Here is a 26,158-nt window from a genome sequence, read left to right as displayed (position 1 = left end):
CGTCAGAAGTCGTACGGCTTCTCGGTGCTCCAGTTCAACACGTCGGCCTCGTTCCAGCTGAACTGCGGCTTCTCGCCCTTGGCGTCGACGGAGTAGAAGGGGCCGTCGTGACCGTCCGCGCCGCGCAGCGCGATGGCGAACGACTGCGCCGTCTGGTTCTGCGAGCCGTAGTCGAAGAGGTTCACCGCGCTGTATGCCCTGCCGCCGGGCTGGAGCGTGATGCGCTTGTCGCCGCCCGGGTTGTCCTTCTTCGAGTGCGGCAGTGCGGCGCCGTCGTCGCCGAGCCTCACGGCCGGGTACGAGATGACCCAGCATGGCTTGGTGCCCTCGTTCGACGCGGTGACCAGCAGGTGGTCGCCCTGCTGCCCGGCGAACCGGTGCACCGCGGTGACCAGCATCTCGTCGCCGCGGCACTGCCGGGCGGCGACCGCTGTGCCCTTGCTCGCGACCTCGTCCGACCCGCCCGAGGCGGTCGCCGAGCGCGCGCCCGCCTTGGTGTCACCGCCGCTGTTGGCCTGCTCCGCGCCGCCCTTGCCGTCCCCGTTGGACGCGGGCCGGCTCTGCGCGGTACCGGCGGCGTTGTCGGCGCCCGCCGCCTTCGAGCCGCCGTCGGCGCCTCCGCAGGCGGTCAGGCCCAGCGCCAGCGCGGCGGTGACGGCGGCCAGGGTGGCGGTACGAATCCGGGAAGTACGCATGATCAGGTTCCTCTGCGTTTCGTGCGGGAGTCTTCTTTGGCGGTTCCCGCGGTGTGGACACCACTTTTCCCGGGGCCACTGACGTTCTGGAAACGTCTCACTCACGTCCCGAAAACACACCGCGCGCGAACGGGTGAGGCCCAGCCGCGGGCGGCCTGGAGTTCCTCACCGCGGATCCGGCGCCGCACGCGGCCCCCAACAGTCTCACCTGCCCCATGGCCACCACCGACCGGCAGCACCGTCCCCGCTCCAAGGGTGTCCACGCCCCCTCCGGGCACAGGGCCGCCCTGTTCGCCTTCTTTTTCTTTTGCTGAGTTCAGTGAATGCGGAACCAACCCGGCCGTCGTGATCCAGCTCATCGAGGAGACCGACGGCCGTCGGCGCGTGCACAAGATCTGGACCGCACGGGGCGAAGTCGAGGGCCCGTCGTCCTGAGAGCACCCATCCCGGCCCGCACGGTACGAGAGCACCCTTCCCATGCCTGACATCGCGTGGACCATCCACGTGGCCGCCGTCACCGCCGTCACCGCCGTGGTGGCGACCACCGCGACGAAGGCCCACCGCCTCGCAGGGACGACCAGGCCAGCCGGGCCCGGCCGGCCGGTGCCGTTGTCGAGTGGTTACGAGGCCTGCCACATGGTCGCGGCGAACTCGATGCGCTCCGGCGGATCCCAGATGAGGTCCGGGCCTCCGCCCACGAACCGCGTGATCTCAGGCCGCACCACGTTGCCCTGATCAGTGATCAGGCAAAATCCGCTCTTGGGCTTGACCGTCCAGTCGTCCATGGCCAACCGGTCGAATCCACCCGTCTCGGCATCACTGGCGCATTGCTCCGGTGTCGAGGGGAGCGGCGCGTTCAGCTGGGCCGCAGGCCGCGAGCGCCCTGCCGGGCGGTCATCACAGCCGGAGGGCGAGGGCCTCGGCGTAGCCGAGGGGGACCGTGGCCTGCTGGAGGTCGCCTTCGGCGGCATACCGGCGTGCCATGTCTACCATCGTCACTGTCGGTGGTTTCTCAAAGGTGACCCGGTGCTGGTCTCCGAAGTCGGGCCCCCGGTCCGTTGGTTGATGTTGTTCATTCCCCTGTGTTGGCGGGTGGAGTCCGTCCGAGGTCGGGTCCGCGCATGCGGTAGCTGTCGCCCTTGAGTGAGATCACTTCGGCGTGGTGGACGAGGCGGTCGATCACGGCGGCGGCGACGGTGTCGTCGCCGAAGACCTCTCCCCAGCGATCTGGGGCTGGCACTTGTTCCCTCAGAAGAGTTGCCGCTGCCACCTGGCCGTATCCCGTTCCTACGGTCCTCGTTGGTTCTCGTGGCAGCGGCCCGGTTTTCAAGGTGCTGCCTTGACCGTTCAGGTGCGAGGAAGGTGTGCCGGTGGCCGAGGCGAGACTCCAGGTCATCGCGGGTGGGGTCGTCCCGCAGGAGCCGCTGACGACGGATCCGTGGCAGTTCCAGGCCGCGTGTGTCGATGCGTTCGTCGCCTCGTGGCGGGCCCGCGGGTTCAGCCCTGTGACCATCGACAACGACATCGGCCTGCTCGAACGGGCACTGGCCGCGCTGGGTCGGCCCGCGTGGGAGGTGACGCCGGAGGACATCGACCGCGTGGTCGGTGACCTGGCGGTGAAGGGCCGGGCGACCTCCACCCGGCGCGAGTACGTCCAGATCTTCAAGGGGTTCCACCGGTTCCTGCAGGCCCGCAAGGCAGCCGAGATCGAGGCCGCGTTCGGTGCCCGGCTGGTCTGCCCGGTTGACGAGTTCAACGCCTCCCGGCATGTCGGCGACGACTCGCCGGCCCTGGTGCCGCCGCCGACACCGGAGCGGGTGACGGAGTTCTTCGACTTCATGAAGCAGCGGATTGCCACCGCGAGAAAGTACGGACCCGCAGCCCGGGACTATGCGCTGTTCCGGACGCTGTATCACGCCGGGCTTCGGTCGGAGGAGGCATCGCTGTTGGAGAAGCCGGACGCGCACTTCAGCCGCGGCCCGTTCGGCAAGCTGCACGTCCGCTTCGGTAAGGGAGCCCACACCTCTGGGCCGCGGCCGCGCTGGGTGCCCATGCTCGACGGCCTGGACTTGGTGCTGCGGTGGTTCCTGGAGGACGTGCGGCCCAAGTTCCCAGACTCGCCGGTACTGTTCGCCGACGAGTCCGGCGGCAGCCTGCATCGTGGAACGATCCGTAACCGGCTGCGCTATCTGATGGAGCTCGAAGGGCGCCCGACTGCCGAGCGGTTCAGCCCGCATGCCCTGCGGAGGGCATGCGCGACCCACAACTACGAACGCGGCGTCGACCTGGTGGCCATCCAGCAGATGCTCGGGCACTGGACGGTCAGCTCGACCATGCGTTATGTCCGGCCCTCCGCGACGTTCATCGAGGACGCCTATCAGCGGGCCGTCGCCGGCACCCTGGCCGAGCTGACCGAGAAGGACACCACGGCATGAAGATCCGATGGCGGCTGCGGATGGCCGCTGCCCAGCGCGAGGTGTGGACCGGCACCGAGCTGCGCCGACTACTGGCTGAGAAGGCCGGCCTTGAACTGTCCTCCGCGTCGGTGTCCGCGCTGTTCACCAAGGAGCCCTCGCAGGTGAAAATGACCACCCTGGCCGCGTTGTGCACCGCGCTGGAGTGCACCCCGAGCGACCTGATCGAGGTCGACACCACCCCCGTCGAGCGGCCCGCCGCACCGCCCCGGCCCATCGCCGATCTCCCGCAGGCCGTCTCTGCTCGGGGCCGGTCGATGCCGCCCCTGTGACCGGCGGAGACTGCGGTGGGCAAGAGACAACGGGACTGCGTCAGCTGCGGCGGGCCGGTCGGTTATCGCGACCGCCTGTACTGCTGCCGGTGCTGGCGTCAGCTGAAAGAGCAGACCACGAAGGCGAGTTGTCCTTCCTGCGGCAAGGACCGGGTGCTCCAGGCGGACACCGGCCGGTGCATCACCTGCTCACGCGTGTGCGACCAGTGCGGCCATCCGGTGCGCGCGGCTGTCAACCGGCTGTGCCGAGACTGCCGCCGCAAGGCCGAGCGGCTCGCCGCCCAACAGCCCTGCCCGCGCTGCGGCAAGCTTGGCTATGTGCGGGAGGACACCGGGTGGTGCGGTTCGTGCTCGCGTCCGGGTCCGCCGAAGCAGCCACCGCAGGTCTGCCGCGAGTGCGGCCGACTGCGGCGGCATGCCGGGCTGGGTCTGTGCTCGGCCTGCTGGCAAAGGCATCCCGGCCGGCCCTTCATCCGCGGCGACAACCTCCGCGAAGTGCTCGCCGATCCGCCCGTGTGGCTCGCCGATTACGTCGCGCATGTCGCGGCCCGCTTCTGCGTCGCCCGGGCCTGCGGCCTCGTCACCGACCTGGGCCGGCTCCTGAACGACGAGCACTCCAACTCGCCCCAGGCCCTGCTGGAGCGATCCCGCAGGCCCGGACGGTCGATGGGTTCTTTCGCCCGCGCACTGGAGGACTTCTTCACCCTCCGCGGCCTGGCCCTGCCCACCGACCAGGCCGAACGGCTCGCCGCCGGGCGGCGCCAGCGCCGCATCGACGCCGTTCCCGTGCCCCTGCGGCTGGCCGTCACGGCGTTCGACGCCTCCCGGATGCGGGCCCAGGACCGGGCCCGCCGGGCCGGCACTCGCCCCCGCAGCGACCACACCCTGGAAACCGCCCTGAGCATCCTGCGCGACCTGGCCTGCTTCCTCGTCGAGCAGCGCGGCAAGGACGACTGGGCCCTGGCCGACGTGCACGACGTCGAAACCTTCCTCGCCACCGTGCCCAAGGCCCGCAAACGCCGGCTCGTGGTACTCCGGCAGTTCTTCCGCTTCGCCCGTTCCAATCACCTCGTGCTGGTCGACCCGACCCGCACTCTGATCGTGAAGGAGCCGAACGGCTTCCGCGGCCGCACTCTCACCCTCGACCAGCAGCGCGAGCTCTTCCGCCGCTGGACGACCGACAAACGCGTCCATCCGCACGAGGCTCTGCTCGGCATGCTCGCTCTGCTGCACGGCGCCTCCAGCACGGAGGTGCGGCAGTTGCAGATCGCCGACATCGACGCGGCGGCCCAGACGGTCCGGCTCGGCAAGCGGCCCCATCCCGTCCCGCTGGATCCCGCCTCCTGGACGGTCCTGCAACGCTGCCTAGCCCACCGCGAGGCCTGGCCAACGACCAACCCCCACGTGATGGTCACCAAAGGGACCAAGGCCGGGCGGAACCCAGCCTCAACTGCCTATCTCTCCCACGTCCTTGACGACTGCGGACACCCGCCACGGACTATCCGCAGCACCCGCCTCCTCGGCCTGGTCAACACCCTGGACCCCAAGCTCGTCGCCGCCGCCTTCGGCATGGACCCGCAGGCCACTCTGATCTACCTCGCCGACCGCGTCGACGAGGGACGTCTCCCGGCCTCGGAGCCGAGCCGGAAAAGATAGGAGACAGCATCAGGGAATCACGCAGAATTGCGGCCATGGCCGTCTTCTCCTGCATCGCCTGTCAGCAACGAATCAGCCCCCACCTCCGGGAAGTACCGATGCCGCCGCCGGTGACAGAGGAAGCCCCGGGACACAGGTTCCTGCCACCGCTGATGCCGCATGGGTCGTATGCGATCAGCCCTCACACTGGCGTGTTCATCCTCAATCCCGACGACGTCTCGGGAGTGACCAGACACCCTGACCGTGGGCGCCTCAACGGATGCTGCGGCCTCGATGGCCTGGACGGCCCCAACCTCGTCTGCGATGCCTGCGGAGCCGACGTCGCCACCCAGCAGTCGGACTGCTGGTCTCAACAGCTGATCGCGTTGATCCCCGATGCGGTGGCCACAACGGTCTCGCCCTCCGCTTGAACCTTTGCTGTTCAGGCACCGCCTCGCACGGGTTCGCCGGAACATGTGCGCTTTGCCGAAGGGCTTGTTGCTCGTGACGATCACGGAGGCGTGTTCGTAGCGGCCGGAGATGAACTGGAAGAACAGGTTCGCGGCCTCGGGTTCGAAGGGGATGTAGCCGACCTCGTCCACCACGATCAGCGGGATCCGGCTGAGCCGGGTGAGCTCGTCGCTGAGCTTGCCTGCCAGGTGGGCCTCGGCGAGGCGAGTGACCCACTGGGCGGCGGTGGCGAACGCGACCCGGTGACCGGCCTGACAGGCCCGGATCCCCAGACCGGTGGCCAGGTGCGTCTTCCCGGTCCCCGGCGGCCCCAGGAAGATCACGTTCTCTTTGCCCACCACGAAGTCGAGGGTGCCCAGGTGGGCGATCGTCTCCCGCTTGATCGACCGCTGATGGTCGAAGTCGAAGTCCTCGATCGACTTGCGGGAGGGGAAACGGGCAGCCCGGATACGGCCCTCGGCCCCGTGACTGTCACGGGCGGCAACCTCCCGCTGCAGACACGCGGCGAGGTATTCCTCGTGGCTCCATTCCTCCGACCGGGCCCGTTCGGCCAGCCGGCCGGCAGCATCCCGCAGAGCCGGGGCTTTCAGCGCCTTGGTGAGATAGATCAGTTCGGAGGTGACGTCGCGGCCCCTCTTCGCGGACTTCGTGCTGTTGCTGCTGGTCGGGGACATCACGCGACTCCTTCGCCTGTGGTCAGTCCGCCGTCGATGACGCCGAAGATCCGGTCGTAGGTCTCCAGGGGCCGTTGCTCGACCTCCAGCTGGTCCGCGGGCACCGGCCGCTGTCGGGCTGCCGCCCGGCCGGCTGCCGCCGCGGCCGCATGGGTGGGGTCGGTGATGGACAGGCTCACCGGGCTCAAAATCCTCCCTGAGCCAGGGCAGCAGGGCCCGACCCTCGTAGGATGCGAAATTCCTCGCCCCCGGCAGCTGGAATGCTGTGACTGAGTGCTTCAGTTGGCCAGTTGAGAAAGGGTGGCGCGCCCACACCGTCCACCCAGCCGGCCTCGCTGTCAGCGCTCTGTGTCATTATGCGGACGCGTCCCAGGGGAATGGGCCGCGGTCTACTGACTGCCAGGGGGTTGGGGATGGGCGCGGGTACGGAGCCGGACGGCTCGTCCAGGTCCGACGAGGAGTGGGAGCGGTTTCTGCGCGAGTCGGTGGCGGGTGCCGCCGACGCGCCCAAGGAGCCGTCGGCGCGGGCCCGCGACGTGGCAAAGCGGCTGCGCGCGGAGCCCGGCCGCGACCCGGAGGGCTGGCGCAGCTACACGCCCGCGCGGCCCAAGCGGCGCACGGGCTGGTACGTGGTCGGGCTGCTGGCCTCGCTGGTGCTGCTGGTGGTGGCGCTCGCGCCGGGGCCGATAGTGGACCTGTTCGCCGGCACCACTGACTCCCCGCCGCAGGCGGCCGAGACCGCCCGCCCGACCCAGGCACCCCCGGCGGAGGCAGCCCAACAGCCCACCGTGGAGGAGCCGTTCCGCGGCTCGCCGGCGGCGAGCTGGGCGAGCGGAGCGGCGGGGATCACCGTGCCGAAGGCCGGGGCGGTCGGCTGGATGAGCGCGGCCGAGGTCAAGCGGGCCCTCGCCCGCAGCCGAGACTTCCTCGTCGCGTCCGGCCTGGACCGCGGGGTGCTGCGGGGCGAGCGCCCCGAGAAGGCGATTGCACTGATCAACCCGCACCAGAAGGACGTCCAAGACCTTCTGAAAACCGCTTTCCGAACCCCGAGCGAGAAGAACGACCCCCTCCTCCTCTTCAGCCGCTTCCAGCCCTCCCGCACCCACCTGGTCGGCGACGTCGTGAAGACCCGGGGCCGGCTCACCTACCGGGAGGGCGAGCGCGGCGCGCTCCAGGTGACCGCCGACGTCACCTTCGTCTACCCGGTCACCCGCGCGGACGCGGGCGGCGACGAGATCGTGCGCACGATCGTCCGGCGCGAGCTGGTCCTGAGCTGGGACGACCCCGACAAGGTGATCACCGAGCCGGGCACGTTCTCGATCGTCTCGTACAAGTACGACATGACCAACGGCGGCTGCGGCGCCCCCACGGGCTACTTCATCCCGCCCTTCGGCACGGACCGCCCGGCGGACGAGGCCGGCACGGAGGTCGACCCGTACGACCGCAGCACGCCGGTCGGGCAGGGCAAGTCCTCTGGGGACGAGTGCAGGAGGGCGACACGGTCCTAGCGGGCGGCACTCGGTGGCGGCCACCCCAACCCCGAGGGCGATGAACATCCAGCCGCCGATCCGCTCCCAGCGCCGGCGCCAGGCCGGTCGGCCGAGCACCGCGCGCAGCCGGGCGGCGACGTGCACGAGCGCCAGCCAGTAGACGACGCCAATCGCGACATCGAGCGTGCCGAGTCAGCCACGTCCGGTACGCAGCACCAGTTGCGCTGGACAGTTCCGCGCTCAACGGCCGAGTGCAATGCTCACTGGCCAACTAGGACTTGTCCGGCCGATCATGTGACTACTGCGCCTTCGGGTTGTTGATGTGGACATGGGGCGGAGTGATCTGACGGACGCCGAGTGGGAACGGCTGCGGCCGTTCCTGCCGGTCAGCAGCAGGCGTTGTGGCAGGTGGCGGGATCACCCGCAGGTGATCGACGGGACCATCACCGTCGGTCGACCCCATGACGACCTCCTCGAAGGCGTGTTCGCCCGCACACCCGGAGACCCGGTGCTTCACCACCTGGCCGAGCACCTCGGAGTAGAACGCCAGTTGCGCATCGAGGTCGCGCACCACGATCTTGGCGAATACGAAGCCCTGGCCTTCAACAGCCATGTTCCCTCCACTGGAGCGGTCCGTCCCGGAGCAGTCGCCCGACCCGGACCCCCGGCTCGACGGCGGCACCCCGCCAGTACACCGGTTCGCCCCCAGGGCATTGACCACGTGTTCCAGTGAGCGGGAGGGTTCGTGCCAGCGGCACCACCCGCGCTTCGCTGCGCCCGTACGGTCACCGTACGCGCGTGTACTGGTTCACACCGCCGGCGAACGCCACCGTCGCCCGCCCCCGCAGCACCAGAACATCCAGGTGCGCGGCCGTCTCATTGACGGCGAGCATCTGGTTGAAGGCGCTCAGCTCGCCGAACGGCACTGCCCGGCGCGTCCATGCGAGCTTGTGCGCCACCTCGTGGGCGTCGAGCGTGTCCTCGCCCAGCGCCGCCAGACTCCTGGCCAGCCGTTCGTCGTGGTGCACAAGCAGCTCGGCGACCCGGGTGTGGGCGCTGTCGGCCACCGGTCCGTGCGCGGGCAGAAGGCGGGCGTCGGCGTAGCGGGTCATCAGCCGCAGCGAGTTCAGGTAGTCGGCGAGCGGACGGCCACCGGGCTCGGCCAGTTCGAAGCCGATGGACGGGGTGATGTGCGGCAGGACGTGATCCCCGGAGAACAGCAGCCCCCGCTGCTCGTCCAGGAAGACCACATGGCCCTTGGTGTGTCCGGGAGTGGGTACGACACGCAGCTCGCGGTCGCCGAAGCGGAGGGTCCCGGCGTCGAGCCAGCGATCGGGGGCCTCCCACACCCTTGGGTCGTAGCCGCCGTGGTCCATCGCCTCGATACGGTCGGCGAGCTCCCCGGCTCCCGCCGCACGCAGGGTCCGCAGTGAGCCGACGGGCTGGTCGCTGCGCAGTCGGTCGAGCATCTCCAGGCCCGGGCGTTCCCCCGCGCCGAGGTAGACGCGCGAGCCCAGCGACCGGCGCAGTTCCACCGCATGCGTGTAGTGGTCGCGGTGGATGTGGGTGACCAGGATGTGGCTGATGTCGAGGGGGTCACGGTCGATGGCGCCCAGGGCCTCCTCGAGCGCCTTGCGCGCCTCGGGGATCGCCCAGCCGCCGTCGATCATGACGATGCCGCCGTCGTCGGCCAGGTCCTCCAGGAGGTAGACGTTGACGGCGTGCAGGCCGTCACCCGGAAGCGGCAGGGGCACGCGGTGCACCCCGGGCTGTACCGTCTGGATTCCGGAAGCCGCCCACGGGCCTTGGCCGAACCGCGTTGTCATGATCCTCCTTGTTGGTGTACCGGCCTGGATCACGCCGGGTGACATGCCCGGCGGCACCGCCCGCGCATGCGCTGACTCGTCAGGGCCGGTCGGTCCCACGGGCATGCAGCCTGACGGCGAGGTCCCGGGCCCCGCCCCGGTCGAGCTTGCCGACCTTCGTCTGGGGCAGCTCCTCGATGCCGTACACGTACTCCGGCCACTTGGTCTTGGACAGACCGGCGCTCTCCAGGTGGCCGGTCACCTCGGCCAGGTCGATACCGCCGCCGTCTTCGGTGACGACGAGCAGCGCCACGCGTTCGCCGAGGACATCGTCGGGGACCGGCGTGACACAGACCCTGGCCACCCGCGGGTGGCCGGCGACCGCGCGCTCTATCTCGGTGATGTCGATGTTGCGGCCACCTCGGATGATGATGTCCTTCTCGCGGCCCATGATGGTGACGGTGCCGTCCTCGTGGGCCATCAGCAGGTCGCCGGTGGACAGATAGCCGTCCTCGGTCAGCGTCGGCGGATCGGCCTTCCCGTCACGGGCATAGCCGAGGAAGAGGGAAGGGCCGCGCACATGTGCCCGGCCGGTCAGACCGGTGCCGGCCACCTGACCGTCGGGGGTGAGCGCGTGCAGGTCCGTCCCCGGGAAGGGGCGGCCGTCTCTGCCGAGCCGGATTTCCTCGGCGTCGTCGGGGCTCGGCGAGGTGTGGCCCAGACACTCGGACATGCCGAAGACGCGGAGGATCTTCGTGCCCAGGGACCGCTCGGCGCGGGCCAGGGCTCCGCGGTCCATGGGCCCGCCGCCGACGGTGATCGACCGGACGCCCCGGAGGATGCCGGAGCCGGCCGCCTCCGCGCCCATCTGGAGCGCCATGGTCGGTACGCACATGGTCCATCTGACGCCGGTGTCGGCCATCCGCCGCAGTGCGACCGCCCTGTCCCACTTCCCTGTCATGACGAGCGGCCCGCGCAGCAGGAGGGAGAGGTAGACCCCGAAGCAGTACGCCGCCGTCGACGACAGGGGCACGATCGCGGCAACGGCGTCGCCCGGCGACAGGCCGTTGACGGTGATGGTGCTCGTGGCGGCATAGCGCAGGGCCCGCTCGGACTGTACGACGCCTTTGGCCCGCCCGGTCGACCCGGAGGTCAGGCCGATCAGGACGCCACCCGACCACCGCGACACCTCACGCCTGTGGGGTGTGGACAGGCACGTCCAGCCGTCGAGCACCGTCCGCGCCGGGCCGGGCAGCCGTGTCCGCACCGCCCACTCGTCCATCGCCGAGGCCTCGGCGACGACGGCGTCCGGGCGGATGTCCTCCCAGGCGGCGGTGAACTCGGCAGCTGTGGTGTGCCGGTTGATCAGCGCGATGACGCCGCCGTCCCCGCCTGCCAGGCCCACGGCAAGGGTGGCGGCCACGGTACGCCATGAGTTGTCCGCCTGGACCAGAACGGTGCCGACCGCTCCGTCGGCCGTGCCGGCGGAGAGCGCTCCGGCCAGCCGCGTGGCCTCGTCGAGCAGCTGCCGGGCCGTATGGCTGCCGAAGTCGTCGATCACGGCGACGAAGTCGGCTTCGTCCGCCCTCTGCTGGAACTCCCGCACTACCTGTCGCATCCTGCCCCTCGCTGCGCTGTGCCGAACTCCGTGTACTGAACGCTGCGGTGCTTACCGTGCCGGGGTCTCAGTTCTCAGGCGGTGAACATCTCCGCCTCGTGCCCCATGACCGCGACGCGGCGGCCCTTCATGTCGCCGACCTGGGCGACGGCATCGGCCCACTCGGGGCTCGCGAGGGCCTTCTTCAGGTCCTCAGGGGAGTCGAAGCCGAGCACGGAGATCCCGTCCCAGCCTTCGGAGCGCGGCTCCAGAGCGGCATCGATCTCGGTGTGCCGCCAGGCACGCAGCCCAGGCAGGCGGCAGGTCAGCTCCGCGTGGTCGCCGCGCCACCACGCGATGAACCGCTCGTGCGTCCACTCCGGGGGCCGGGCCGCCAGCAGGACAAGGTTGTACATGACAGTGCTCCGCACGGGGTCGATGGAATGTGGGCGATCGGTCGGACGGACCTTCGGTCAGGTGAAGCGGATCTCGGACGAGCGCCCGATCAGCAGGCGCTGCAGCCGTCCTTCGCCGTTCACCCGCCCGGCGGCGACGAAGCTGGCCTCGGGGACACCGGCGCGCCGTACCTCGCCCAGGAAGAGCTCGTCCTGGCCGAGCGTGGTCGCCGACAGCAGATGGTGGGTGCGGGTGCCCCTTTCGCGCTGTTCGAGGTAGCCCACCAGGGCGGCGCGGTCCCCGGCGAAGTCGGTGGCGTTGCCGTCGCCGGTGGAGAACAGGATGGACAGCGAGAAGTCGTCGCTGATCAGGTCGAGGATCCGGGACGGCTCATCGCCGTCGAGGATCTCGAACCACGCGGTGAGGAAGGGGGCCGCGGTCGGGGTGCCCGTCATACCCGGCTCCTGTCATCCGGCCGGGCCCAGTCGACCAGCTCGAACGACGTGGTGAAGAAGGACTGGTAGCGCGCCAGGAGCCCGCCGGGCGAGATCACCGCGGCCGAGAGGAAGGAGCCGGTGTACCGCCCGCCCTCCGTCACCACTCCGTACACGGTCTCGACGTCGCCGTCCCGGCTGTGGCGCAGGATCTCGTGCGCCCGGTCCACGGGATTGCGGCCGGCGATGTACGCGGCGAAGTCCTCCCTGGACTTGCCGGTGACCTCACGGCCCGGCAGGGCGATGAGGAACCGGAAGTCGGGTTCGAGCAGGTCCAGCGTCCGTTCCGGATACCGGCTGTCCATACCGGCCATATATGCGCGCAACGCCATGAGTGCGCCCTTTCAGTTGGCGGCCTTTCGCCAGGACCTCAGATCAACCTGAGTCAAGTTCAATTCAGTTTGGATGGTAATCCCGGAGAAACACGGCTGACAAGAGTCCGTGCACCGCAACCGTCCATGCCATCGGCGGTGCCTCGAACCCGGGCAGCACAAAGCCCCCGGCGGAGGTCCGGGGGCTGGAAACGGCAGAGTGGCTCAGGGATCAGGGCTCACGGCGTCACGTGGCGACCATCCGCACACAGGCACCCTCGATCAGCTCGCTGATCTCCGACAGCGGCGTCGGCCCCGACGGCCGGTACCACCGCCAGACGCTGACGATCAGACCGAGCACGCCCGCGCCCAGCAGTTGTGCGTCCCGAAGCGGGAACACGCCCATGGACATGCCCCGCACCAGCAGGTTCGTCCAGTCCCGCTCGACGAGCTGGACCAGCCGGCGGGCCTCGACGCGCTCGGCCTCCTCCCGCTTGGACTTGCGCGGGCCGGCGAGCAGGTCCATGTGGTTGTGCAGGATGCGCATCTGCAGGACCTCGTGGTCGGAGACGTCATACGCCGCGCGTACGGCCGCCCGGAGTGCCTCGACCGGGTCCGTGACGTCCGCGGTCGTCTCCGTGAACTTGTCGTGGGACCGCTTGAGCTCCAGCCGCATGATGGTGAGCAGGCAGTGGGTCTTGGACTCGAAGTAGTGATACAGCGCCGTCTGTCCGATGCCGACCCGCTCCGCCACGATGGACCACTTGGTGGCCTCGAAGCCCGTCTCGCCGAAGCAGTCGACGGCGGCCGCCAGGATGGCGGCACGCTTGGACCTCGGTCCCGCTTCCGGTTCAACGATCCTCGTCGCCATGTCCTGTCTCCTGGCCGCCGCCCGCCTCGTCGATACCCGAGAGTAGACCCAAGCTGAACTCGGTTGCCAATCGGCTCGGGGGTGGCTCGGGTCAAAGGCGCTCCAAGACGATCGCGTTCGCCATGCCGCCGCCCTCGCACATCGTCTGCAGGCCATGGCGTCCGCCGGTGCTGCGCAGTTGGTGGACGAGCGTGGTCATGAGCCGGGCCCCGGTGGCGCCGAGCGGATGCCCGAGCGCGATGGCGCCGCCGAAGGCGTTGACGCGGTCCAGGGGAGCGCCGATCTCCTTCTGCCAGGCCAGGACGACCGAGGCGAAGGCCTCGTTGATCTCGATCAGGTCGATGTCGTCGATCGACAGCCCGGCCTTCTCCAGGACCCTCTCGGTGGCGGGGATCGGACCGGTCAGCATGTGGATCGGGTCGGAGCCGACGACGGCCATGGTGTGCACGCGCGCCAGCGGGGTCAGACCGTGCCGACGCACCGCCTCCTCGGAGGCGATCAACAGGGCGGCGGCGCCGTCGGAGATCTGGCTGGAGACGGCGGCGGTCAGCCGGCCGTCCTCGGTGAGGGTCTTCAGGCCGGCCATCTTCTCCAGGGTGGTGTCGGCGCGCGGGCCCTCGTCGGCGGTGAGCCCGAAGGCCGGGGTGATCTCGTCGTCGAAGGCGCCGTCGGCCTGGGCGGCTAGGGCCCGCTGGTGGCTGGTGAGCGCGAACTCCTCCATGTCCGCGCGGGAGATGCCCCATTTCTCGGCGATCAGTTCGGCTCCACGGAACTGCGAGACCTCCTGGTCCCCGTAGCGTTCGCGCCAGCCGCTCCCCGCGTACGGGCTGCCCATGCCGGCCTGTTCGCCGACGGTCATGGGGGCGGCGATGGGCACCAGGCTCATCGTCTCCACCCCGCCGGCGACCACCAGGTCGGCGGTTCCGGAGCCGACCGCCTGGGCGGCGAAGTGCACGGCCTGCTGGGAGGAACCGCACTGGCGGTCGATGGTGGTGCCGGGGACGTGCTGCGGCAGGCCCGCCGACAGCCAGGCGGTGCGTGCGATGTTGCCGGTCTGCGCGCCGATCTGGCTGACGCACCCGAAGTACACATCGTCCACGGCGCCCGGGTCGGCGCCGGTGCGCTCCAGCAGGGCGCGCAGCACATGGGCGCCGAGGTCGGCGGGGTGCACGCCGCTGAGCGCGCCCTTGCGGCGGCCGACGGGGGTACGGACGGCTCCGACGATGAACGCTTCGGACATGGTGGCTCCATGGGTTTCGGGAAGGAGTTCAGGGCTTGAGCGCGACGCGCGTGAAGTCGGGCGTCCGCTTGCCCAGGAAGGCGGCGACACCCTCACGGCCCGCGTCGGAGGCGGCCGCGGCGGCGATCGCACGGGCCTCGCGGTCCAGGTGCGGACCGAGGTCCGCGGTCAGCCCGGCGGCGACGAGCCGGCGGGTGGCACCGAAGGCGGCAGTGGGTCCGCGCCGCAGGGCCTCGGCCGTGCGCGCGGCCTCGGCGGCCAGCCGGTCGGCGGCGACGACCCGGCTCACCAGTCCGATGTCCGCGGCCTCCGCCGCCGGGATGCGGCGGTTGGTCAGCAGCAGGTCCAGTGCTCGCTTGGGGCCGATGAGACGGGGCAGAAACCAGCTGACCCCGGCGTCCGGTGAGTAACCGATGCCGGTGTAGGCGGCGGTGAACGAGGCGTCGGCGGCGGCGAGCGTCACATCGGCGGACGCGGCCAGGCCGATGCCCGCACCCGCGATGGCTCCCTGCACGGCGGCCACCACGGGCGCGTCGCTCGCGGCGAACGTACGCAGGGCGTCGTGGAGCGCGGCGGTCACCGTGGTGAGGTGCTGGTGCAGTGCCTCGCCGGAGAGCCGGGAGAACTCCCTGAGGTCGCCGCCGACGCAGAAGGACTTCCCCTCCCCGGTCAGCAGCACGGCCCGTACGGCCTCGGCGGCGCAGGTCCGTGCCGCGTCCAGCAGTCCGCGCGCCATGTCCAGGTCGATGGCGTTGCCCGCCTCACCTCGGCGCAGGGTGACGCGGGCCAGGCCGCCGTCGTCGATCTCGATGCCGACCCTCATCGCGCGGTCCATCCGCCGTCGACGGTCAGGACCTGCCCGGTGCAGTACGAGGAGGCGTCCGAGGCGAGGAACAGCAGCGCGCCGTCGAGTTCATGCTCCCCGCCGCCGCGCCGCAGCAGGGTGTTGCGCTCGACCCAGCGGCTGGAGCGCTCGTCGCCGAAGAGGTCCGCGGTCATCTCGGTGCGGAACCAGCCCGGGGCGAGCGCGTTGACCCGGGTTCCCTCCGGGCCCCACTGTCCGGCCAGCTCCCGGGTCAGCCCGATCAGTCCGGCCTTGGACGCCGCGTAGCTCGCGCCGCCGAGCGGGGCGGCGGTGACCAGGCCGAGGATGGAGGAGACATTGATGACGCTCCTGCTCGGCGCGTGGTCCCCGGCGGGTGCCTCCGCCACGAGACGTGCCAGGTGGAAGGGCGCGGTGAGGTTGACGCCGAGGACATCCGCGAAGGCGCCCGGGGATTCGTCTTCGGCGCGGGTCTCGCCGGAGGTGGCCGCGTTGTTGACCAGGATGTCGATGCGGCCGGTGGCGGCCCGCGCGGTCCGGGCCAGCCGCGTACGGTCGGCGGAAAGCGAGACGTCGCAGGCGACGGGGTGGATGCGCTCGCCTCCGTCGGCGAGTTCCTTCAGCCGGTCGACACGCCGGGCGGCGGCGAACACGGTGGCGCCGGCCCGCGCGAGGACGGCGGCGAAGCGTGCGCCGAGCCCGGCGGAGGCGCCGGTGACCAGGGCCGTCCTGCCCTGGAGCGAGAACAGCTCCGCGGCGGGTCGTGGCGCGGTCATCCATCCACCCCGATCGGCAGAGCGGTCGCACCGCCGTCGAGCACCAGGGTCTGGCCGGTCATCCATGAGGAGGCGTCGGAGGCCAGGAACAGCGCCGCCTGTGCCACGTCCTCCACCGTGCCGAGGCGCCGCAACGGCAGCTTGGCGGTGAGGATCGGCTCGCGGACCTCCCACACCGCCCGCGCCAGTTCGGTCTTGATCAGTCCGGGGGCGATGGCGTTGACGCGGGCGCGTGGCCCGAGTTCGTAGGCGAGCTGCCGGGTCATGTGCAGCATGGCGGCCTTGGTGGCGTTGTAGTAGCCGATATGCGGATCGACGATGAGCCCGCCGACGGAGGCGATGTTGACCACCGCTCCCCCGTGCTCGGCCATCCAGGCCCGCCAGGCGTACCGGGTCCAGGAGATCATGCCGTACTGGTTGACGCGGACGGTCTTCTCCGCGCGCGGCAGGTCCAGGTCGAGCAGATCGCCGTGGTACGGGTTGGTCGCCGCGTTGTTGACGAGCACGTCGACCCGGCCGAAGCGGGACATGGTCTCGTCGACGCAGGCCTCGGCCTGCTCCGGTTCACCAGCGTTCGCCACCACCGTGTGAACGTCGCCGTCGCCCTTGACGCGCAGCAACTCCTCGCACGCCTCGGCGAGTCCGGCCGGCTTACGGGCCGCGAGCACCACATGCGCGCCGGCCGCCCGGTAGGCGGTGGCGATGCCCAGGCCGATGCCGCGGGATCCGCCGGTGATGACGGCGACCTTGCCGTCGAGGCTGTTGGCGCTCACACTGCCCCCGCCTTCGTGTCGGTCTTCGTGCCGGTCTTCTCGTACCTCGCGAGTTCCTGGCGGGCCACCGTCCGCAGATGCACTTCGTCGGGGCCGTCGGCGATTTGCAGCGCCCGTGTGATGGCGTACAGCCGGGCCAGTACGGTGTCGTCGCTGACCCCCGCCGCGCCGTGCGCCTGCACCGCGCGGTCGACCACCTTGTGCGCGACCTCCAGCGCCGCGACCTTGATCGCGGCGACCTCCATGCGGGCGGCGGCGTTGCCGACGGTGTCCATCAGCCAGGCCGACTTGAGGACGAGGAGACGCACCTGCTCGATCTCGATGCGGCTACGGGCGATCCACTCCCGGACCACCCCCCGGTCGGCGAGGGGCGCGCCGAAGGCGACGCGTTCGGTGACGCGCTCGCACATCAGCCGCAGGGCGCGCTCGGCGAAGCCCACGGCGCGCATCGCGTAGTGCATCCGCCCCGGACCCAGCCGTCCCTGGGCGAGCGCGAAGCCCTCGCCCTCACCGCCGAGGATGTTCTCCACCGGCACGCGGACGTCCTCGAAGAGCACGTCGCCGTGTCCGAGCCGGTCGGTGTAGCCGAACATCGGCAGGTCGCGCAGAACCGTGACGCCCGGGGTGTCCCGGGGGATGAGCAGCATGCTCTGCTGCCGGTAGGTGGGCGCCTTGGGGTCGGTCTTGCCCATCAGGATGATCAGCTTGCAGTCGGGGTCGAGGATCCCGGAGGTGTACCACTTGCGGCCGTTGACGACGTAGACGTCGCCGTCGCGGGTGATGCGGGTGCGGATGTTGCGGGCGTCGGAGCTGGCGACCTCCGGCTCGGTCATGGCGAAGCACGAGCGGATCTCCGCCTCGAGCAGGGGACGCAGCCAGCGCTCCTGCTGCTCGGGCGTACCGTACAGCGCCAGCAGCTCCATGTTGCCGGTGTCGGGCGCCGAGCAGTTGAACACCTCGGGGCCGATGACGGAGCGGCCCGCCAGCTCGGCGAGCGGCGCGTACTCCAGGTTGCTGAGCCCCGCGCCCCAGTCGCCGTGCGCCATGAAGAGGTTCCACAGGCCCTCGGCGCGGGCCTTCTCCTTCAGCTCGGCCATCACCGGCGGCAGGGCATGCGGGTCATGCGCCTCGGTGAGCTGCCGGTCGTAGACCCCTTCCGCGGGAAAGACATAGCTGTCCATGAACGACCGCATGCGGCCTAGGAGTTCACTCGCCCGGGGCGAGAATCCGAAATCCACGATTGCTCCTGTTCGGTGGGGCCGGATCAGCCGAGGATGTCGCGTGCCGTGCGGATCATGGCGGCGATGGTGGGCGGCAGACGCTCCTGGTCCGGGTCGTGGTGCTTGCCCTCGCGGTGCCGGCGCAGGTTGTGGCCCATGATCGCGGCCATCTTCATGCGGCCGAGCGCCCGGAACCAGTCCATCGCGGGCGGCGCGGGCCGGTCGTCACGGTAGGCGTCCAGCAGTTCGGCCTCGCCGGGCAGGCCGGGCACGGCGTGTCCCAGCTCGGGGAAGTTGTGGTGGTCGGCGAAGAGCAGGAACCAGCCGAGGTCGATGCGCGGGTCGCCGACGCTCCAGATCTCCCAGTCGATGACGGCCACCGCGCGCTCGCCCGCACACAGCACGTTGCCGAGCCGGAAGTCCCCGTGCAGCAGCGCCGGCGGGAGGCCGCGGGGCACGTCGTCGGCGAGGCGTGCCAGCAGCTCCTGGCCACCGGGGCGCAGTTCGGCGGGGACGGCGTGCAGGGTGCGGCTCCAGCGCTCCAGCTCGCCGACGGGGTCGAGCGGTTCGGGCGCGTCGAGCCCGGGCGTGTCGGCATCGGTGTCGTGCAGCCGCCGCAGGACGGATGCGATCTCCAGCATCCGGGCCCGAGCCGTCGCGGCGGGCACCTCGTTCTCGTCGAGTACCGGCTCGACGGCCTCCCCGGCGACGAAGTCCATGGCGAACCAGGCGGGTGGCCTCTCGTCGACGGCCACGACGCCCGGAACCGGCACCGCGGACCCGGCCAGCGCTCGCAGCACCCGTGCCTGGCGCAGTACGTCATTGCGTCCTACGGGCCGTTGCCCCGGGGGCACCGCCTTGACGACATACCGGGCGCCCCCCGCCGCGACCGAGTACGTCAGCCCCGAGTGGCCGCCTGGCAACACCGTCAACTCGCCGATCAGCGCCCCCGGGTGGCGGCGCGCGAGCCGGTCGCGGACCCGGGCGGCCGGCTCCGGCGCCTGGGTGGCCGTGTTCATCGGACGGGCTCCTTGGGCAGGCCGAGTACGCGTTCGGCGAGGATGTTGCGCTGGATCTCGTCGGTGCCGCCCGCGATGCTGTAGCCGGGGGCGCCGAGCAGGTGCTCCGTCCAGGCGAAGCTGCCCCATGCCCCCGTGTCCGCCACGAGGCTCGGGCCCAGCAGCTCGGACACCAGGTCGCTGGTGCGCCGCATGGTCTCGGTGGCGTACAGCTTGCCGACCGAGGCTTCCGCGCCGGGCTCGCGCCCGGCGACGAGGGCCGCGGTCACCCGCAGTCCGATGAGCCGCTGGACGAGGGTGCGGATGTGAAGGTCGGCGGCCCGCTGCTGTTCGCTGCCGGTGAGGGGGCGCGGCAGGTGCCCGGCCAGTTCCAGCGCCCGGTCGGCGTTGTCCAGGCCGAGGCCGCCGGAGTCGAGCCGCTCGGCGGCCAGCACGCTGAGTGTCACCCGCCAGCCCTCGCCGACCGGCCCGAGCCGGTCGGTGTCGGGCACCGTCACGCCGTCGAGGTAGACCTCGTTGAAGCTGGTGCCGCCGGTCATCTGCCGGATGGGCCGTACGGTGACGCCCGGCGCGTCCATGCGGACCAGGAAGACGGTGATGCCGGCGTGTTTGCGTACCTCCGGATCGGTGCGGCACACCGCCACGCCCCAGGTCGCGACGCGGGCTCCGGAGGTCCACACCTTGTGCCCGGTCAGCACCCAATCGTCGCCCTCGCGCACCGCTTTGGTCCGCACCGCGGCGAGGTCGGAGCCGGCTTCGGTCTCCGAGAACAGCTGACAGGCCAGCTCGTCGGTGCGCAGCATGGGCCGCAGCCAGCGCCGCTTCTGCTCCTCGGTGCCCCAGATGCCGACCGCGGGGGCGACGAGCGCTTGCGTCACAGGGAAGATCTCGGTGCGGTGCGGCACGTCGAAGGCCGCCTCTTCGGCGCGGTAGAGCTGCTCGTAGTACGCGGGCAGACCCCGCCCTCCGTATGTCTCCTCCCAGTCGAGCGCGGACCACCCCTGGTCGTAGCGGGTGCGTTCCCACTCCTGGACACGGGCGGTGTGCTCGCGCTCCTGCTCCTCGGTCCAGTTCTCGAACACGGCGACGGAGTCGGAGCCGCTGCCCCACTCCCCGTCGGCGGCGCGGGGTCTGCCGACGCCGGCGAGCCACTGCCGGGCTTGGGCGCGGAACTCCTTAGGTCCCGGGATGCCGCTCATCTCTTCTTCCACCTCCGATCGGCGGGACGTTTCAGCGGGACAGCACCGTGCAGGCGCTCACGCCGGGGGCGCCGTACACATGGGTGAAGCCGACCCGGGGTTCGCCGGGGACCTGGCGTTCACCCGCCCGTCCGCGCAGTTGCTGGACGACTTCGTAGACCTGGCGCAGTCCCGAGGCGCCGATGGGTTCGCCGTTGGCGATGCAGCCGCCGTCGGTGTTGACGGGCAGCGTCCCACCGATTCCGGTGCCACCGGAGGCGACCAGCCGCTCCTGCTCGCCGTCCTGGCAGAATCCGCACTCGGCCATGTGCATGACCTCGGCGCCGCTCTCGGTGTCCTGCAACTGGCAGATGTCGACGTCACCGGGGCCGATCCCCGCCTCTTCGAAGGCGGCGGCCGAGGCATCCCGGCTGACACTGGTCGGCTCGCCCCCGGGAATCCAGGGACTGAACACTTCGAAGGAGCCGAAGCGCCGGGTGCGAACGGCCGCCGAGCGCAGGGTGACCGGCGGGCCGTCCATGGTGCGGGCGGCCTCGGGCGAGCAGAGCACCAGCGCGGCGGCACCCGCTCCCGGGGAGCAGAACATGTACCGGGTCAGCGGATCGCTCACCATGCCGGAGTCGAGGATCTCCTCGGCGGACAGCGGTGTGCGGCGCCACGCCTCGGGGGTCAGGGCGCCGTTGCGGTACGCCTTCTCGGCGACCAGGGCGAGGGTCCGCGGGGTGATCCCGTGGTCGTGCATATAGCGCTGGATCTTCATGCCGAAGAACTGGGTGGTCACCATCAGCCCGTCGCTGCCGTACTCCGATCCCAGGCCCCAGTCCTCCGGCCTCGGGTCGAAGGCGCCGCGCGGGTGCTTGTCGAAGCCGACGGCCAGGACGACGTCCGCCATGCCGGAGCGGATCGCGTTCACGGCACAGACCAGCGCGCTGCCGCCGGTTGCGCAGCCGTTCTTGACGTTGACGAACGGCAGTCCGGTCAGGCCGAGTTGGGCCACCAGGGTGTCGGCGAGGCCCGCGCTGTCGCTGCCGCCGAACGCGGCCCGCACCCGCGACCACTCGATCCCGGCGTCCGCCAGGGCCGCGTTCACCGCGCCGACGGCCAGCTGCCGGCCGGTCGCCTCGGACCGGCCGAACGGGGTTCGCCCGGCGCCGCAGATCAGGACGTCGGTGCTCATGAACCCTCCTCGCCCGGGGTCGTGGGCCTGGCCCTCGGGACACCGGCACCCGCGGTCACGGTGAGGGGCATGCCGATGCGGAGGTCTTCGAAGTCGTCGACGTCGAGGACGGCGGCCACCCGCACGCCCTCGGCCAGCTCGACGTAGCCGAGCGCGAACGGCACGAAGCCTCCGGCCGGGGCCCGGTAGGGCGGCGACTTGGGGGCGTACCGCTGCACCGTCCAGGTCCACAGCGTGCCCGTGCCCTGGAGGGCCGCCGGCCGGGCGGGCCCCCCGCAGCGCGGGCACGCGTCGTCCGCGGGGTAGACCGCCACCGAGCAGCCGGAGCAGCGTGAGCCCTGGAGCCCGGCGGCCGGACTCCGCGGATCCGTGGCCATCCGGATCAGCGCCCCTGCCACTTGGGTTCGCGCTTCTCCAGGAACGCCGACACGCCCTCGTTCGCGTCCTCGGAGTTGAGCGCCACGCCCACGGCGAGGTGCTCCATCACCATCAACGACTGGGTGTCGGCATCCAGGCTGCGGTCGATCGTCATCTTCGTGAGCCACATCGTGAAGGGGCTCTTGTCAGCGAGGTCGCCGATGAAGTCCTCGACCGTCTCGTCCAGCTTGTCGGCCGGGGCCGACTTGTTGATGAGCCCGAACTCGGCGGCCTCGACGCCGGAGAGGAGCTTGCCGGTGAGCATCAGCTCCTTGGTCTTGCGTATGCCGATCATGCGCGGCACCCGGTAGATCGGGCCGGCCCCGCCGAACAGCGCGCGGCGGATGTGGAAGTCCCCGATCTTGGCGTCGTCCGCGGAGATGGCGAAGTCGCAGGAGATCATGATCTCGAAGCCGCCGGCGGTGACGTGGCCTTCCAGGACCGCGACCGAGGGGGTCTTCATCGAGTACAGGCGGTCGCACACCTTCGCGGACTTCACCGCGACGTCGATCGCGTTCGACTTGCCGACGTAGTCGGCCTTCAGGCTGTCGAGGTCGAAGCCCGAGCAGAAGGTGCCGCCGCGGCCGCGGACCACCAGGACCCGCAGCCCGGGGTCCTCGTCCACCTCCGTGATGATCTCGTCGAGCCGGTCCAGGATCGGCACGGTAACGCAGTTCTTCTTCCATGGGCGGTTGAGCCACACACGGGCGACGTGGCCGTCACGCTCGAACTGGATCTCGTCTTCCACTGTCATCTCTCACCCCTCAAACTGAACTGAATTCACTACAACACTGGAACCACGAAGAGACCCTGTCAACCCCTTCACCAAGGCAGGTTTATGGATTCAGACTCGCTCTTGATGAGATCACCTACTTCAGTTCAATATGACGGAGCGCCTCGCGCCGGCACCCCCTGCCGTCCAGATCGCTGAGGAAGGACCTCCATGCCCCGCATTTCCCGTCTCGGCATCGTCGGCTGCGGCCTCATGGGCTCCGGCATCGCCGAGGTCGCCGCCCTGCGCGGTCTCGATGTGACCGTCGCCGAATCGACCCCGGAGCTGGCCGCCGCCGGCCGCGCACGCATCACCGCCTCCCTCCACCGCGGCCTGCGGCGCGGCAAGCTCACCGAGTCCGACCGGGATCAGGCCCTGGCCCGGCTCTCCTTCACCCACGACCTGGGCGAACTGGCCGACCGGCAGTTCGTCGTCGAGGCCGTCGCCGAGAACCGGGAGGTGAAGCTGGAAGTCTTCCGCCGACTGGACAAGGTGGTCACCGACCCGGAGGCCGTCCTCGCCACCAACACGTCCTCGATACCCGTCGTCGACCTCGCCGTGGCCACCGGCCGGGCCTCCCATGTCGTGGGGCTGCACTTCTTCACCCCCGTACCGGTGCAGAAGCTGGTCGAGGTGATCCCCGCCCTCACCACCGGCGCCGAAACCCTGGCCCGCACCCGCGACTTCGCCGCCGAACGGCTGGGCAGGACGGTCATCCAGGCGCCCGACCGATCCGGCTTCGTGGTCAACGCGCTGCTGGTGCCGTACCTGCTCTCCGCGATCCGCATGGTCGAGTCCGGAATGGCGCGCGCGGACGACATCGACAGCGGCATGGAACTCGGCTGCGCCCACCCGATGGGTCCGCTGCGGCTGCTCGACCTGATCGGCCTGGACACGGCCCAGGCCGTCGCCGAGTCGATGTACGAGGAATTCAAGGAACCGCTGTACGCCGCTCCCCCGCTGCTGCGGCGCATGGTCGCCGCGGGACATCTGGGCCGCAAGAGCGGCCGGGGGTTCTACGTGTACGACGGATGACACCCTCCGCACCGACGGTCCGGCGGGCGGCCGGAATGACGTCGTTTCTCCGGAGACGGACTCATCGCGAAACCGGTGCCGGGCCGCCGCCGTTCAGGCGGCGGCCCGGGTGGCGAGACCGATGAGTCCGGCGAGGCGGACCCGGTGCCGGTCCGCCGTGCCGAACAGCACTTCGCCGCCGCGTGCGCGACGCATGTACAGATGGGCCGGGTGCTCCCAGGTGAAGCCGATACCGCCGTGCAGTTGGACGTACTCGGCTGTCGCCAGACGGAAGGTCTCGGAGCAGACCACGGCGGCGGCGCAGGCGGCCACCGGCAACTGGGGCGAGGCGACGGCGGCGCAGGCAGTCGCGTACGCGGACGCCGAGCGCGCCGCTTCCAGCGCGACCAGCACGTCGGCCAGCCGGTGCTTGACGGCCTGGAAGGAGCCGATGGGGCGCCCGAACTGGTGGCGCTGTGCGGCGAATTCGACCGTGGCGTCCAGCGCGTGCCCGCTGCCGCCGACCTGTTCGGCCGCCAGTGCGGCCCGCCCGGCGTCCAGAGTCGCCGAGACCGTGTCCTCGGCGCCCTCCGCCATGCCCACGGCGGTGGCCGGGGCGCCTCGGAACTCCACCAGCGCCTGGCGCCGCGTCTCGTCCAGGACACGGCGCGGAGTTCGCCGACAGGCGCCGGAGGCGGGCTCGCAGGCGAACAGCCGAGGTCCGGCGGGTGTTCCGGCCCGCACCACGATGAGATCCGCGCCGGCGCCGTCGAGCACGAAATCCGCCCGCCCACGCAGCACCCAGCCCTTGCCTTCCTGTTCCGCGGTGACACCGGGCTCGTCGGCTCCGAACCCGGCCACGGTCGCGGTGAGCGTGCCGTCCGCGATCCGGGGCAGATAGCGCTCGCATGCCGTACGGTCAGCGCTGTACAGCAGGGCGTGTGCGGCCAGGACCACCGTGGGCAGCAGCGGCGCGCAGTACAGGGCGCGCCCGGATTCCTCCAGGGCCACGGCCAGTTCGGCGAAGGTGAAACCCGACCCGCCGTACTCCTCCGGAACGGCCAGCCCATGGACCCCGATCTCGCCCGCGAGCCGCACCCAGAGCGCTTCGTCGTATCCGCGCGCGGTGGCCAGATGCTTGCGTACGTCCTCGGCGCCACTGGCCTCGGTGAAGAGGTCCCGCAGGACGGTACGCAGTTGCCGCTGTTCGTCCGATTCGGACAGCAGCTGAGGGTCGATCTCGGGGTGGCGACGGTGCATGGGGTCTCCATCGTGCTCGTACGACGGGGTGGCATCTGAGAATTGAACTCAATTCATGACCGTAGACACCGAGCCCCGCGCGGGCAAGACCTCCACACGGGCCGATTCGTGCATCTCCGACCCCGTCCGGACGCCTCCACGCGTCACGCCGATCGCCCTCCCCATCTACTGAACCAATTTCACCTCTGTTAACGTGGCGGCCTCGGGACTGACGAGACCTGGGACGGTGAAGATGAGGGCACTGAGGCTGACGGCGTGGGGCGAGCCCCCGGCACCGGCCGAAGTCGAGCGGCCCACGCCCCGTGGCACCGAGGTACTGGTGCAGGTGGAAGCCGCCGGGCTGTGCCGTTCCGACCTGCACGTCATCGACGGGGCCCCTGGGTCGCTCCCCTACCGTCTGCCGTTCACCCTCGGCCACGAGGTCGCCGGGCGGGCCGCGGCCCTGGGTCCCGACGCCGACGGGGTGGCGGTCGGTGAACGCGTGGTGCTCTACGGACCGTGGGGCTGCGGCGCCTGCGACCGTTGCGCCACGGGCCGGGACAACTACTGCGACCGGCGTGACACCCTCACATGGCATGGGGCCGGACTCGGCCGGGACGGCGGAATGGCCGAGTACCTCCTCGTCCCGTCCGCCCGCCATCTGGTGCCGATCGGCGACCTGCCGGCCGATCAGGCGGCCCCGCTCTCCGACGCGGGTCTGACGTCCTACCACGCCGTGGCCGGGCTCCGGCACGCACTCCGTGAGGGCACCTCCACTGTCGTCATCGGTGTCGGCGGGCTCGGTCACCTGGCTGTCCAGATCCTCCGCGCGACCACCACGAGCCGCGTACTGGCGGTCGATGTCCGGGAGGATGCCCTGGCTCTCGCGGACCGCTCCGGCGCGGACTTCGGCACCCTGATGCGGCCGGACACCGCCCGCGTGCTGAGGGCACGGACCGGTGACGCGGGAGCCGACGCCGTGCTCGACTTCGTCGGCACCGCAAAGACCCTGGAACTCGCGACCGGCGTCCTGCGCCCCGGCGGTGAACTCGCCTTCGTCGGAAGCGGAGGCGGCTGCCTGACGGTCTCCAAACCGGGCGTTCTCCCACCCGGCTTCCGGCTCTCGCTGCCCTTCTGGGGAACCCGCCCCGAGCTCGCCGAGGTCGTCACGCTGGCACGCTCGGGAGCCCTCCACGTCGAATCGGAACGGTTCCCGCTGTCCGCGGCACCGGAAGCGATCGGCCGGCTTCGGCGGGGCCAGGTGCGGGGCCGGACCGTGCTCGTCCCCGACTGACCACACGCAC

General features: G+C 70.8%; 29 protein-coding genes. 6 read left to right on the top strand and 23 right to left on the bottom strand.

What is annotated here, in order from left to right:
• Positions 1-2 precede the first annotated feature (2 nt).
• The 3 genes from CCN51_RS11460 to CCN51_RS54275 all read right to left on the bottom strand — a co-directional run bounded on the left by CCN51_RS11460 (position 3) and on the right by CCN51_RS54275 (position 1,935).
• Entirely contained in the window at positions 3-695 is a 693-nt protein-coding gene (locus tag CCN51_RS11460) for a DUF4232 domain-containing protein (protein WP_014182385.1), read from the bottom strand.
• Between the two features lie 620 nt (positions 696-1,315).
• Complete coding sequence (locus CCN51_RS54880; RefSeq protein ID WP_014182387.1) at positions 1,316-1,480, bottom strand: hypothetical protein; 165 nt, start codon at positions 1,478-1,480, stop codon at positions 1,316-1,318.
• A 287-nt stretch (positions 1,481-1,767) separates the two neighbouring features.
• On the bottom strand, positions 1,768-1,935 hold the full coding sequence (locus tag CCN51_RS54275) for an ATP-binding protein (protein ID WP_014182389.1): 168 nt from the start codon (positions 1,933-1,935) through the stop codon (positions 1,768-1,770).
• 130 nt (positions 1,936-2,065) lie between these two features.
• Here CCN51_RS54275 and CCN51_RS11450 point away from each other — a divergent pair, with 130 nt between their 5' ends.
• Genes CCN51_RS11450 through CCN51_RS11440 form a run of 3 tightly spaced genes read left to right on the top strand, consistent with a single transcriptional unit; the run spans position 2,066 to position 5,097 of the window.
• On the top strand, positions 2,066-3,130 hold the full coding sequence (locus CCN51_RS11450; protein WP_014182390.1) for a tyrosine-type recombinase/integrase: 1,065 nt from the start codon (positions 2,066-2,068) through the stop codon (positions 3,128-3,130).
• Positions 3,127-3,441 carry a helix-turn-helix domain-containing protein gene (locus CCN51_RS11445; RefSeq protein WP_014182391.1) on the top strand — a complete coding sequence of 105 codons (315 nt, stop codon included), beginning with the start codon at positions 3,127-3,129 and terminating at the stop codon, positions 3,439-3,441. Before CCN51_RS11450 ends, CCN51_RS11445 begins: the two co-directional genes overlap by 4 nt.
• A 15-nt stretch (positions 3,442-3,456) precedes the next feature.
• Positions 3,457-5,097, top strand: coding sequence for a site-specific integrase (locus CCN51_RS11440; protein ID WP_043488361.1), 1,641 nt, complete (start codon positions 3,457-3,459; stop codon positions 5,095-5,097).
• Positions 5,098-5,114: 17 nt separating this feature from the next.
• Here CCN51_RS11440 and istB read toward each other — a convergent pair whose 3' ends face one another.
• A complete protein-coding gene (gene istB, locus CCN51_RS59185) occupies positions 5,115-6,221 on the bottom strand; it encodes an IS21-like element helper ATPase IstB (protein ID WP_014182393.1) in 1,107 nt (368 codons plus the stop codon).
• On the bottom strand, positions 6,221-6,400 hold the full coding sequence (locus CCN51_RS11430) for a hypothetical protein (protein ID WP_014182394.1): 180 nt from the start codon (positions 6,398-6,400) through the stop codon (positions 6,221-6,223). Before CCN51_RS11430 ends, istB begins: the two co-directional genes overlap by 1 nt.
• 234 nt (positions 6,401-6,634) lie before the next feature.
• On the opposite strand from CCN51_RS11430, the gene CCN51_RS11425 reads away from it, so the two are divergent.
• Positions 6,635-7,729 (top strand): hypothetical protein, encoded by a 1,095-nt coding sequence (locus tag CCN51_RS11425; RefSeq protein WP_014182395.1) that lies wholly within the window; start codon positions 6,635-6,637, stop codon positions 7,727-7,729.
• 280 nt (positions 7,730-8,009) lie between these two features.
• Here CCN51_RS11425 and CCN51_RS54875 read toward each other — a convergent pair whose 3' ends face one another.
• The 17 genes from CCN51_RS54875 to CCN51_RS11335 all read right to left on the bottom strand — a co-directional run bounded on the left by CCN51_RS54875 (position 8,010) and on the right by CCN51_RS11335 (position 22,583).
• On the bottom strand, positions 8,010-8,324 hold the full coding sequence (locus CCN51_RS54875; protein WP_014182396.1) for a hypothetical protein: 315 nt from the start codon (positions 8,322-8,324) through the stop codon (positions 8,010-8,012).
• Between the two features lie 172 nt (positions 8,325-8,496).
• Entirely contained in the window at positions 8,497-9,537 is a 1,041-nt protein-coding gene (locus tag CCN51_RS11410; protein ID WP_014182397.1) for an MBL fold metallo-hydrolase, read from the bottom strand.
• Positions 9,538-9,616: 79 nt separating this feature from the next.
• Complete coding sequence (locus tag CCN51_RS11405; RefSeq protein ID WP_043488363.1) at positions 9,617-11,134, bottom strand: class I adenylate-forming enzyme family protein; 1,518 nt, start codon at positions 11,132-11,134, stop codon at positions 9,617-9,619.
• Positions 11,135-11,208: 74 nt separating this feature from the next.
• A complete protein-coding gene (locus CCN51_RS11400; protein ID WP_014182399.1) occupies positions 11,209-11,529 on the bottom strand; it encodes an EthD family reductase in 321 nt (106 codons plus the stop codon).
• 57 nt (positions 11,530-11,586) lie between these two features.
• Positions 11,587-11,964, bottom strand: a complete 378-nt coding sequence (locus tag CCN51_RS11395) for a hypothetical protein (RefSeq protein WP_014182400.1) — start codon at positions 11,962-11,964, stop codon at positions 11,587-11,589.
• On the bottom strand, positions 11,961-12,335 hold the full coding sequence (locus CCN51_RS11390) for a nuclear transport factor 2 family protein (RefSeq protein ID WP_014182401.1): 375 nt from the start codon (positions 12,333-12,335) through the stop codon (positions 11,961-11,963). The genes CCN51_RS11395 and CCN51_RS11390 overlap by 4 nt, the downstream gene beginning before the upstream one ends.
• A 226-nt stretch (positions 12,336-12,561) precedes the next feature.
• Positions 12,562-13,185, bottom strand: coding sequence for a TetR/AcrR family transcriptional regulator (locus tag CCN51_RS11385; RefSeq protein WP_014182402.1), 624 nt, complete (start codon positions 13,183-13,185; stop codon positions 12,562-12,564).
• A 91-nt stretch (positions 13,186-13,276) separates the two neighbouring features.
• Positions 13,277-14,425 carry an acetyl-CoA C-acetyltransferase gene (locus CCN51_RS11380; protein WP_014182403.1) on the bottom strand — a complete coding sequence of 383 codons (1,149 nt, stop codon included), beginning with the start codon at positions 14,423-14,425 and terminating at the stop codon, positions 13,277-13,279.
• Between the two features lie 28 nt (positions 14,426-14,453).
• A complete protein-coding gene (locus CCN51_RS11375; RefSeq protein ID WP_043492842.1) occupies positions 14,454-15,248 on the bottom strand; it encodes an enoyl-CoA hydratase/isomerase family protein in 795 nt (264 codons plus the stop codon).
• The gene (locus CCN51_RS11370) at positions 15,245-16,024 is read right to left on the bottom strand and encodes an SDR family NAD(P)-dependent oxidoreductase (protein ID WP_014182405.1); all 780 of its coding nucleotides are present in this window, start codon (positions 16,022-16,024) and stop codon (positions 15,245-15,247) included. Before CCN51_RS11370 ends, CCN51_RS11375 begins: the two co-directional genes overlap by 4 nt.
• Positions 16,021-16,797: an SDR family oxidoreductase gene (locus CCN51_RS11365; protein ID WP_014182406.1), complete on the bottom strand. Its 777-nt coding sequence runs from the start codon at positions 16,795-16,797 to the stop codon at positions 16,021-16,023. The genes CCN51_RS11370 and CCN51_RS11365 overlap by 4 nt, the downstream gene beginning before the upstream one ends.
• On the bottom strand, positions 16,794-18,035 hold the full coding sequence (locus tag CCN51_RS11360) for an acyl-CoA dehydrogenase family protein (protein ID WP_043488365.1): 1,242 nt from the start codon (positions 18,033-18,035) through the stop codon (positions 16,794-16,796). The genes CCN51_RS11365 and CCN51_RS11360 overlap by 4 nt, the downstream gene beginning before the upstream one ends.
• Positions 18,036-18,061: 26 nt before the next feature.
• Positions 18,062-19,036: a phosphotransferase family protein gene (locus CCN51_RS11355; RefSeq protein ID WP_014182408.1), complete on the bottom strand. Its 975-nt coding sequence runs from the start codon at positions 19,034-19,036 to the stop codon at positions 18,062-18,064.
• Positions 19,033-20,235: an acyl-CoA dehydrogenase family protein gene (locus tag CCN51_RS11350; RefSeq protein ID WP_014182409.1), complete on the bottom strand. Its 1,203-nt coding sequence runs from the start codon at positions 20,233-20,235 to the stop codon at positions 19,033-19,035. The genes CCN51_RS11355 and CCN51_RS11350 overlap by 4 nt, the downstream gene beginning before the upstream one ends.
• 31 nt (positions 20,236-20,266) lie before the next feature.
• Positions 20,267-21,412 (bottom strand): thiolase family protein, encoded by a 1,146-nt coding sequence (locus CCN51_RS11345; RefSeq protein ID WP_014182410.1) that lies wholly within the window; start codon positions 21,410-21,412, stop codon positions 20,267-20,269.
• A complete protein-coding gene (locus CCN51_RS11340) occupies positions 21,409-21,789 on the bottom strand; it encodes a Zn-ribbon domain-containing OB-fold protein (RefSeq protein WP_043492845.1) in 381 nt (126 codons plus the stop codon). The genes CCN51_RS11345 and CCN51_RS11340 overlap by 4 nt, the downstream gene beginning before the upstream one ends.
• 5 nt (positions 21,790-21,794) lie before the next feature.
• Positions 21,795-22,583 (bottom strand): enoyl-CoA hydratase/isomerase family protein, encoded by a 789-nt coding sequence (locus tag CCN51_RS11335; protein ID WP_043488367.1) that lies wholly within the window; start codon positions 22,581-22,583, stop codon positions 21,795-21,797.
• 189 nt (positions 22,584-22,772) lie between these two features.
• Between CCN51_RS11335 and CCN51_RS11330 the strand changes: the two genes are divergently transcribed.
• Positions 22,773-23,636 (top strand): 3-hydroxybutyryl-CoA dehydrogenase, encoded by an 864-nt coding sequence (locus CCN51_RS11330; protein WP_014182413.1) that lies wholly within the window; start codon positions 22,773-22,775, stop codon positions 23,634-23,636.
• 93 nt (positions 23,637-23,729) lie between these two features.
• Here the strand turns inward: CCN51_RS11330 and CCN51_RS11325 are convergent, their stop codons facing one another.
• Complete coding sequence (locus CCN51_RS11325) at positions 23,730-24,875, bottom strand: acyl-CoA dehydrogenase family protein (RefSeq protein ID WP_014182414.1); 1,146 nt, start codon at positions 24,873-24,875, stop codon at positions 23,730-23,732.
• Positions 24,876-25,107: 232 nt separating this feature from the next.
• Between CCN51_RS11325 and CCN51_RS11320 the strand changes: the two genes are divergently transcribed.
• Positions 25,108-26,148: an NAD(P)-dependent alcohol dehydrogenase gene (locus CCN51_RS11320; protein WP_043492847.1), complete on the top strand. Its 1,041-nt coding sequence runs from the start codon at positions 25,108-25,110 to the stop codon at positions 26,146-26,148.
• The last annotated feature ends 10 nt before the right edge of the window (positions 26,149-26,158 follow it).

Source organism: Streptomyces milbemycinicus, from assembly GCF_002154605.1.
GTDB lineage: Bacteria > Actinomycetota > Actinomycetes > Streptomycetales > Streptomycetaceae > Streptomyces > Streptomyces milbemycinicus.
Note: the sequence above shows the minus strand (reverse complement) of the source record. Positions and strands in the feature narration are given on the sequence as shown.

What these genes read in the sequence shown, in the direction of transcription:
- CCN51_RS11410 (WP_014182397.1), bottom strand. Translation starts at nt 9,537, where the DNA reads ATGACAACGCGGTTCGGCCAAGGCCCGTGGGCGGCTTCCGGAATCCAG.
- CCN51_RS11385 (WP_014182402.1), bottom strand. Translation starts at nt 13,185, where the DNA reads ATGGCGACGAGGATCGTTGAACCGGAAGCGGGACCGAGGTCCAAGCGT.
- CCN51_RS11425 (WP_014182395.1), top strand. Translation starts at nt 6,635, where the DNA reads ATGGGCGCGGGTACGGAGCCGGACGGCTCGTCCAGGTCCGACGAGGAG.
- CCN51_RS11395 (WP_014182400.1), bottom strand. Translation starts at nt 11,964, where the DNA reads ATGACGGGCACCCCGACCGCGGCCCCCTTCCTCACCGCGTGGTTCGAG.
- CCN51_RS11405 (WP_043488363.1), bottom strand. Translation starts at nt 11,134, where the DNA reads ATGCGACAGGTAGTGCGGGAGTTCCAGCAGAGGGCGGACGAAGCCGAC.
- CCN51_RS11400 (WP_014182399.1), bottom strand. Translation starts at nt 11,529, where the DNA reads ATGTACAACCTTGTCCTGCTGGCGGCCCGGCCCCCGGAGTGGACGCAC.
- CCN51_RS11445 (WP_014182391.1), top strand. Translation starts at nt 3,127, where the DNA reads ATGAAGATCCGATGGCGGCTGCGGATGGCCGCTGCCCAGCGCGAGGTG.
- CCN51_RS11375 (WP_043492842.1), bottom strand. Translation starts at nt 15,248, where the DNA reads ATGAGGGTCGGCATCGAGATCGACGACGGCGGCCTGGCCCGCGTCACC.
- CCN51_RS11355 (WP_014182408.1), bottom strand. Translation starts at nt 19,036, where the DNA reads ATGAACACGGCCACCCAGGCGCCGGAGCCGGCCGCCCGGGTCCGCGAC.
- CCN51_RS11390 (WP_014182401.1), bottom strand. Translation starts at nt 12,335, where the DNA reads ATGGCGTTGCGCGCATATATGGCCGGTATGGACAGCCGGTATCCGGAA.
- CCN51_RS11335 (WP_043488367.1), bottom strand. Translation starts at nt 22,583, where the DNA reads ATGACAGTGGAAGACGAGATCCAGTTCGAGCGTGACGGCCACGTCGCC.
- istB (WP_014182393.1), bottom strand. Translation starts at nt 6,221, where the DNA reads ATGTCCCCGACCAGCAGCAACAGCACGAAGTCCGCGAAGAGGGGCCGC.
- CCN51_RS11330 (WP_014182413.1), top strand. Translation starts at nt 22,773, where the DNA reads ATGCCCCGCATTTCCCGTCTCGGCATCGTCGGCTGCGGCCTCATGGGC.
- CCN51_RS11325 (WP_014182414.1), bottom strand. Translation starts at nt 24,875, where the DNA reads ATGCACCGTCGCCACCCCGAGATCGACCCTCAGCTGCTGTCCGAATCG.
- CCN51_RS11460 (WP_014182385.1), bottom strand. Translation starts at nt 695, where the DNA reads ATGCGTACTTCCCGGATTCGTACCGCCACCCTGGCCGCCGTCACCGCC.
- CCN51_RS11320 (WP_043492847.1), top strand. Translation starts at nt 25,108, where the DNA reads ATGAGGGCACTGAGGCTGACGGCGTGGGGCGAGCCCCCGGCACCGGCC.
- CCN51_RS11380 (WP_014182403.1), bottom strand. Translation starts at nt 14,425, where the DNA reads ATGTCCGAAGCGTTCATCGTCGGAGCCGTCCGTACCCCCGTCGGCCGC.
- CCN51_RS11370 (WP_014182405.1), bottom strand. Translation starts at nt 16,024, where the DNA reads ATGACCGCGCCACGACCCGCCGCGGAGCTGTTCTCGCTCCAGGGCAGG.
- CCN51_RS54875 (WP_014182396.1), bottom strand. Translation starts at nt 8,324, where the DNA reads ATGGCTGTTGAAGGCCAGGGCTTCGTATTCGCCAAGATCGTGGTGCGC.
- CCN51_RS11340 (WP_043492845.1), bottom strand. Translation starts at nt 21,789, where the DNA reads ATGGCCACGGATCCGCGGAGTCCGGCCGCCGGGCTCCAGGGCTCACGC.
- CCN51_RS11345 (WP_014182410.1), bottom strand. Translation starts at nt 21,412, where the DNA reads ATGAGCACCGACGTCCTGATCTGCGGCGCCGGGCGAACCCCGTTCGGC.
- CCN51_RS11350 (WP_014182409.1), bottom strand. Translation starts at nt 20,235, where the DNA reads ATGAGCGGCATCCCGGGACCTAAGGAGTTCCGCGCCCAAGCCCGGCAG.
- CCN51_RS54880 (WP_014182387.1), bottom strand. Translation starts at nt 1,480, where the DNA reads ATGGACGACTGGACGGTCAAGCCCAAGAGCGGATTTTGCCTGATCACT.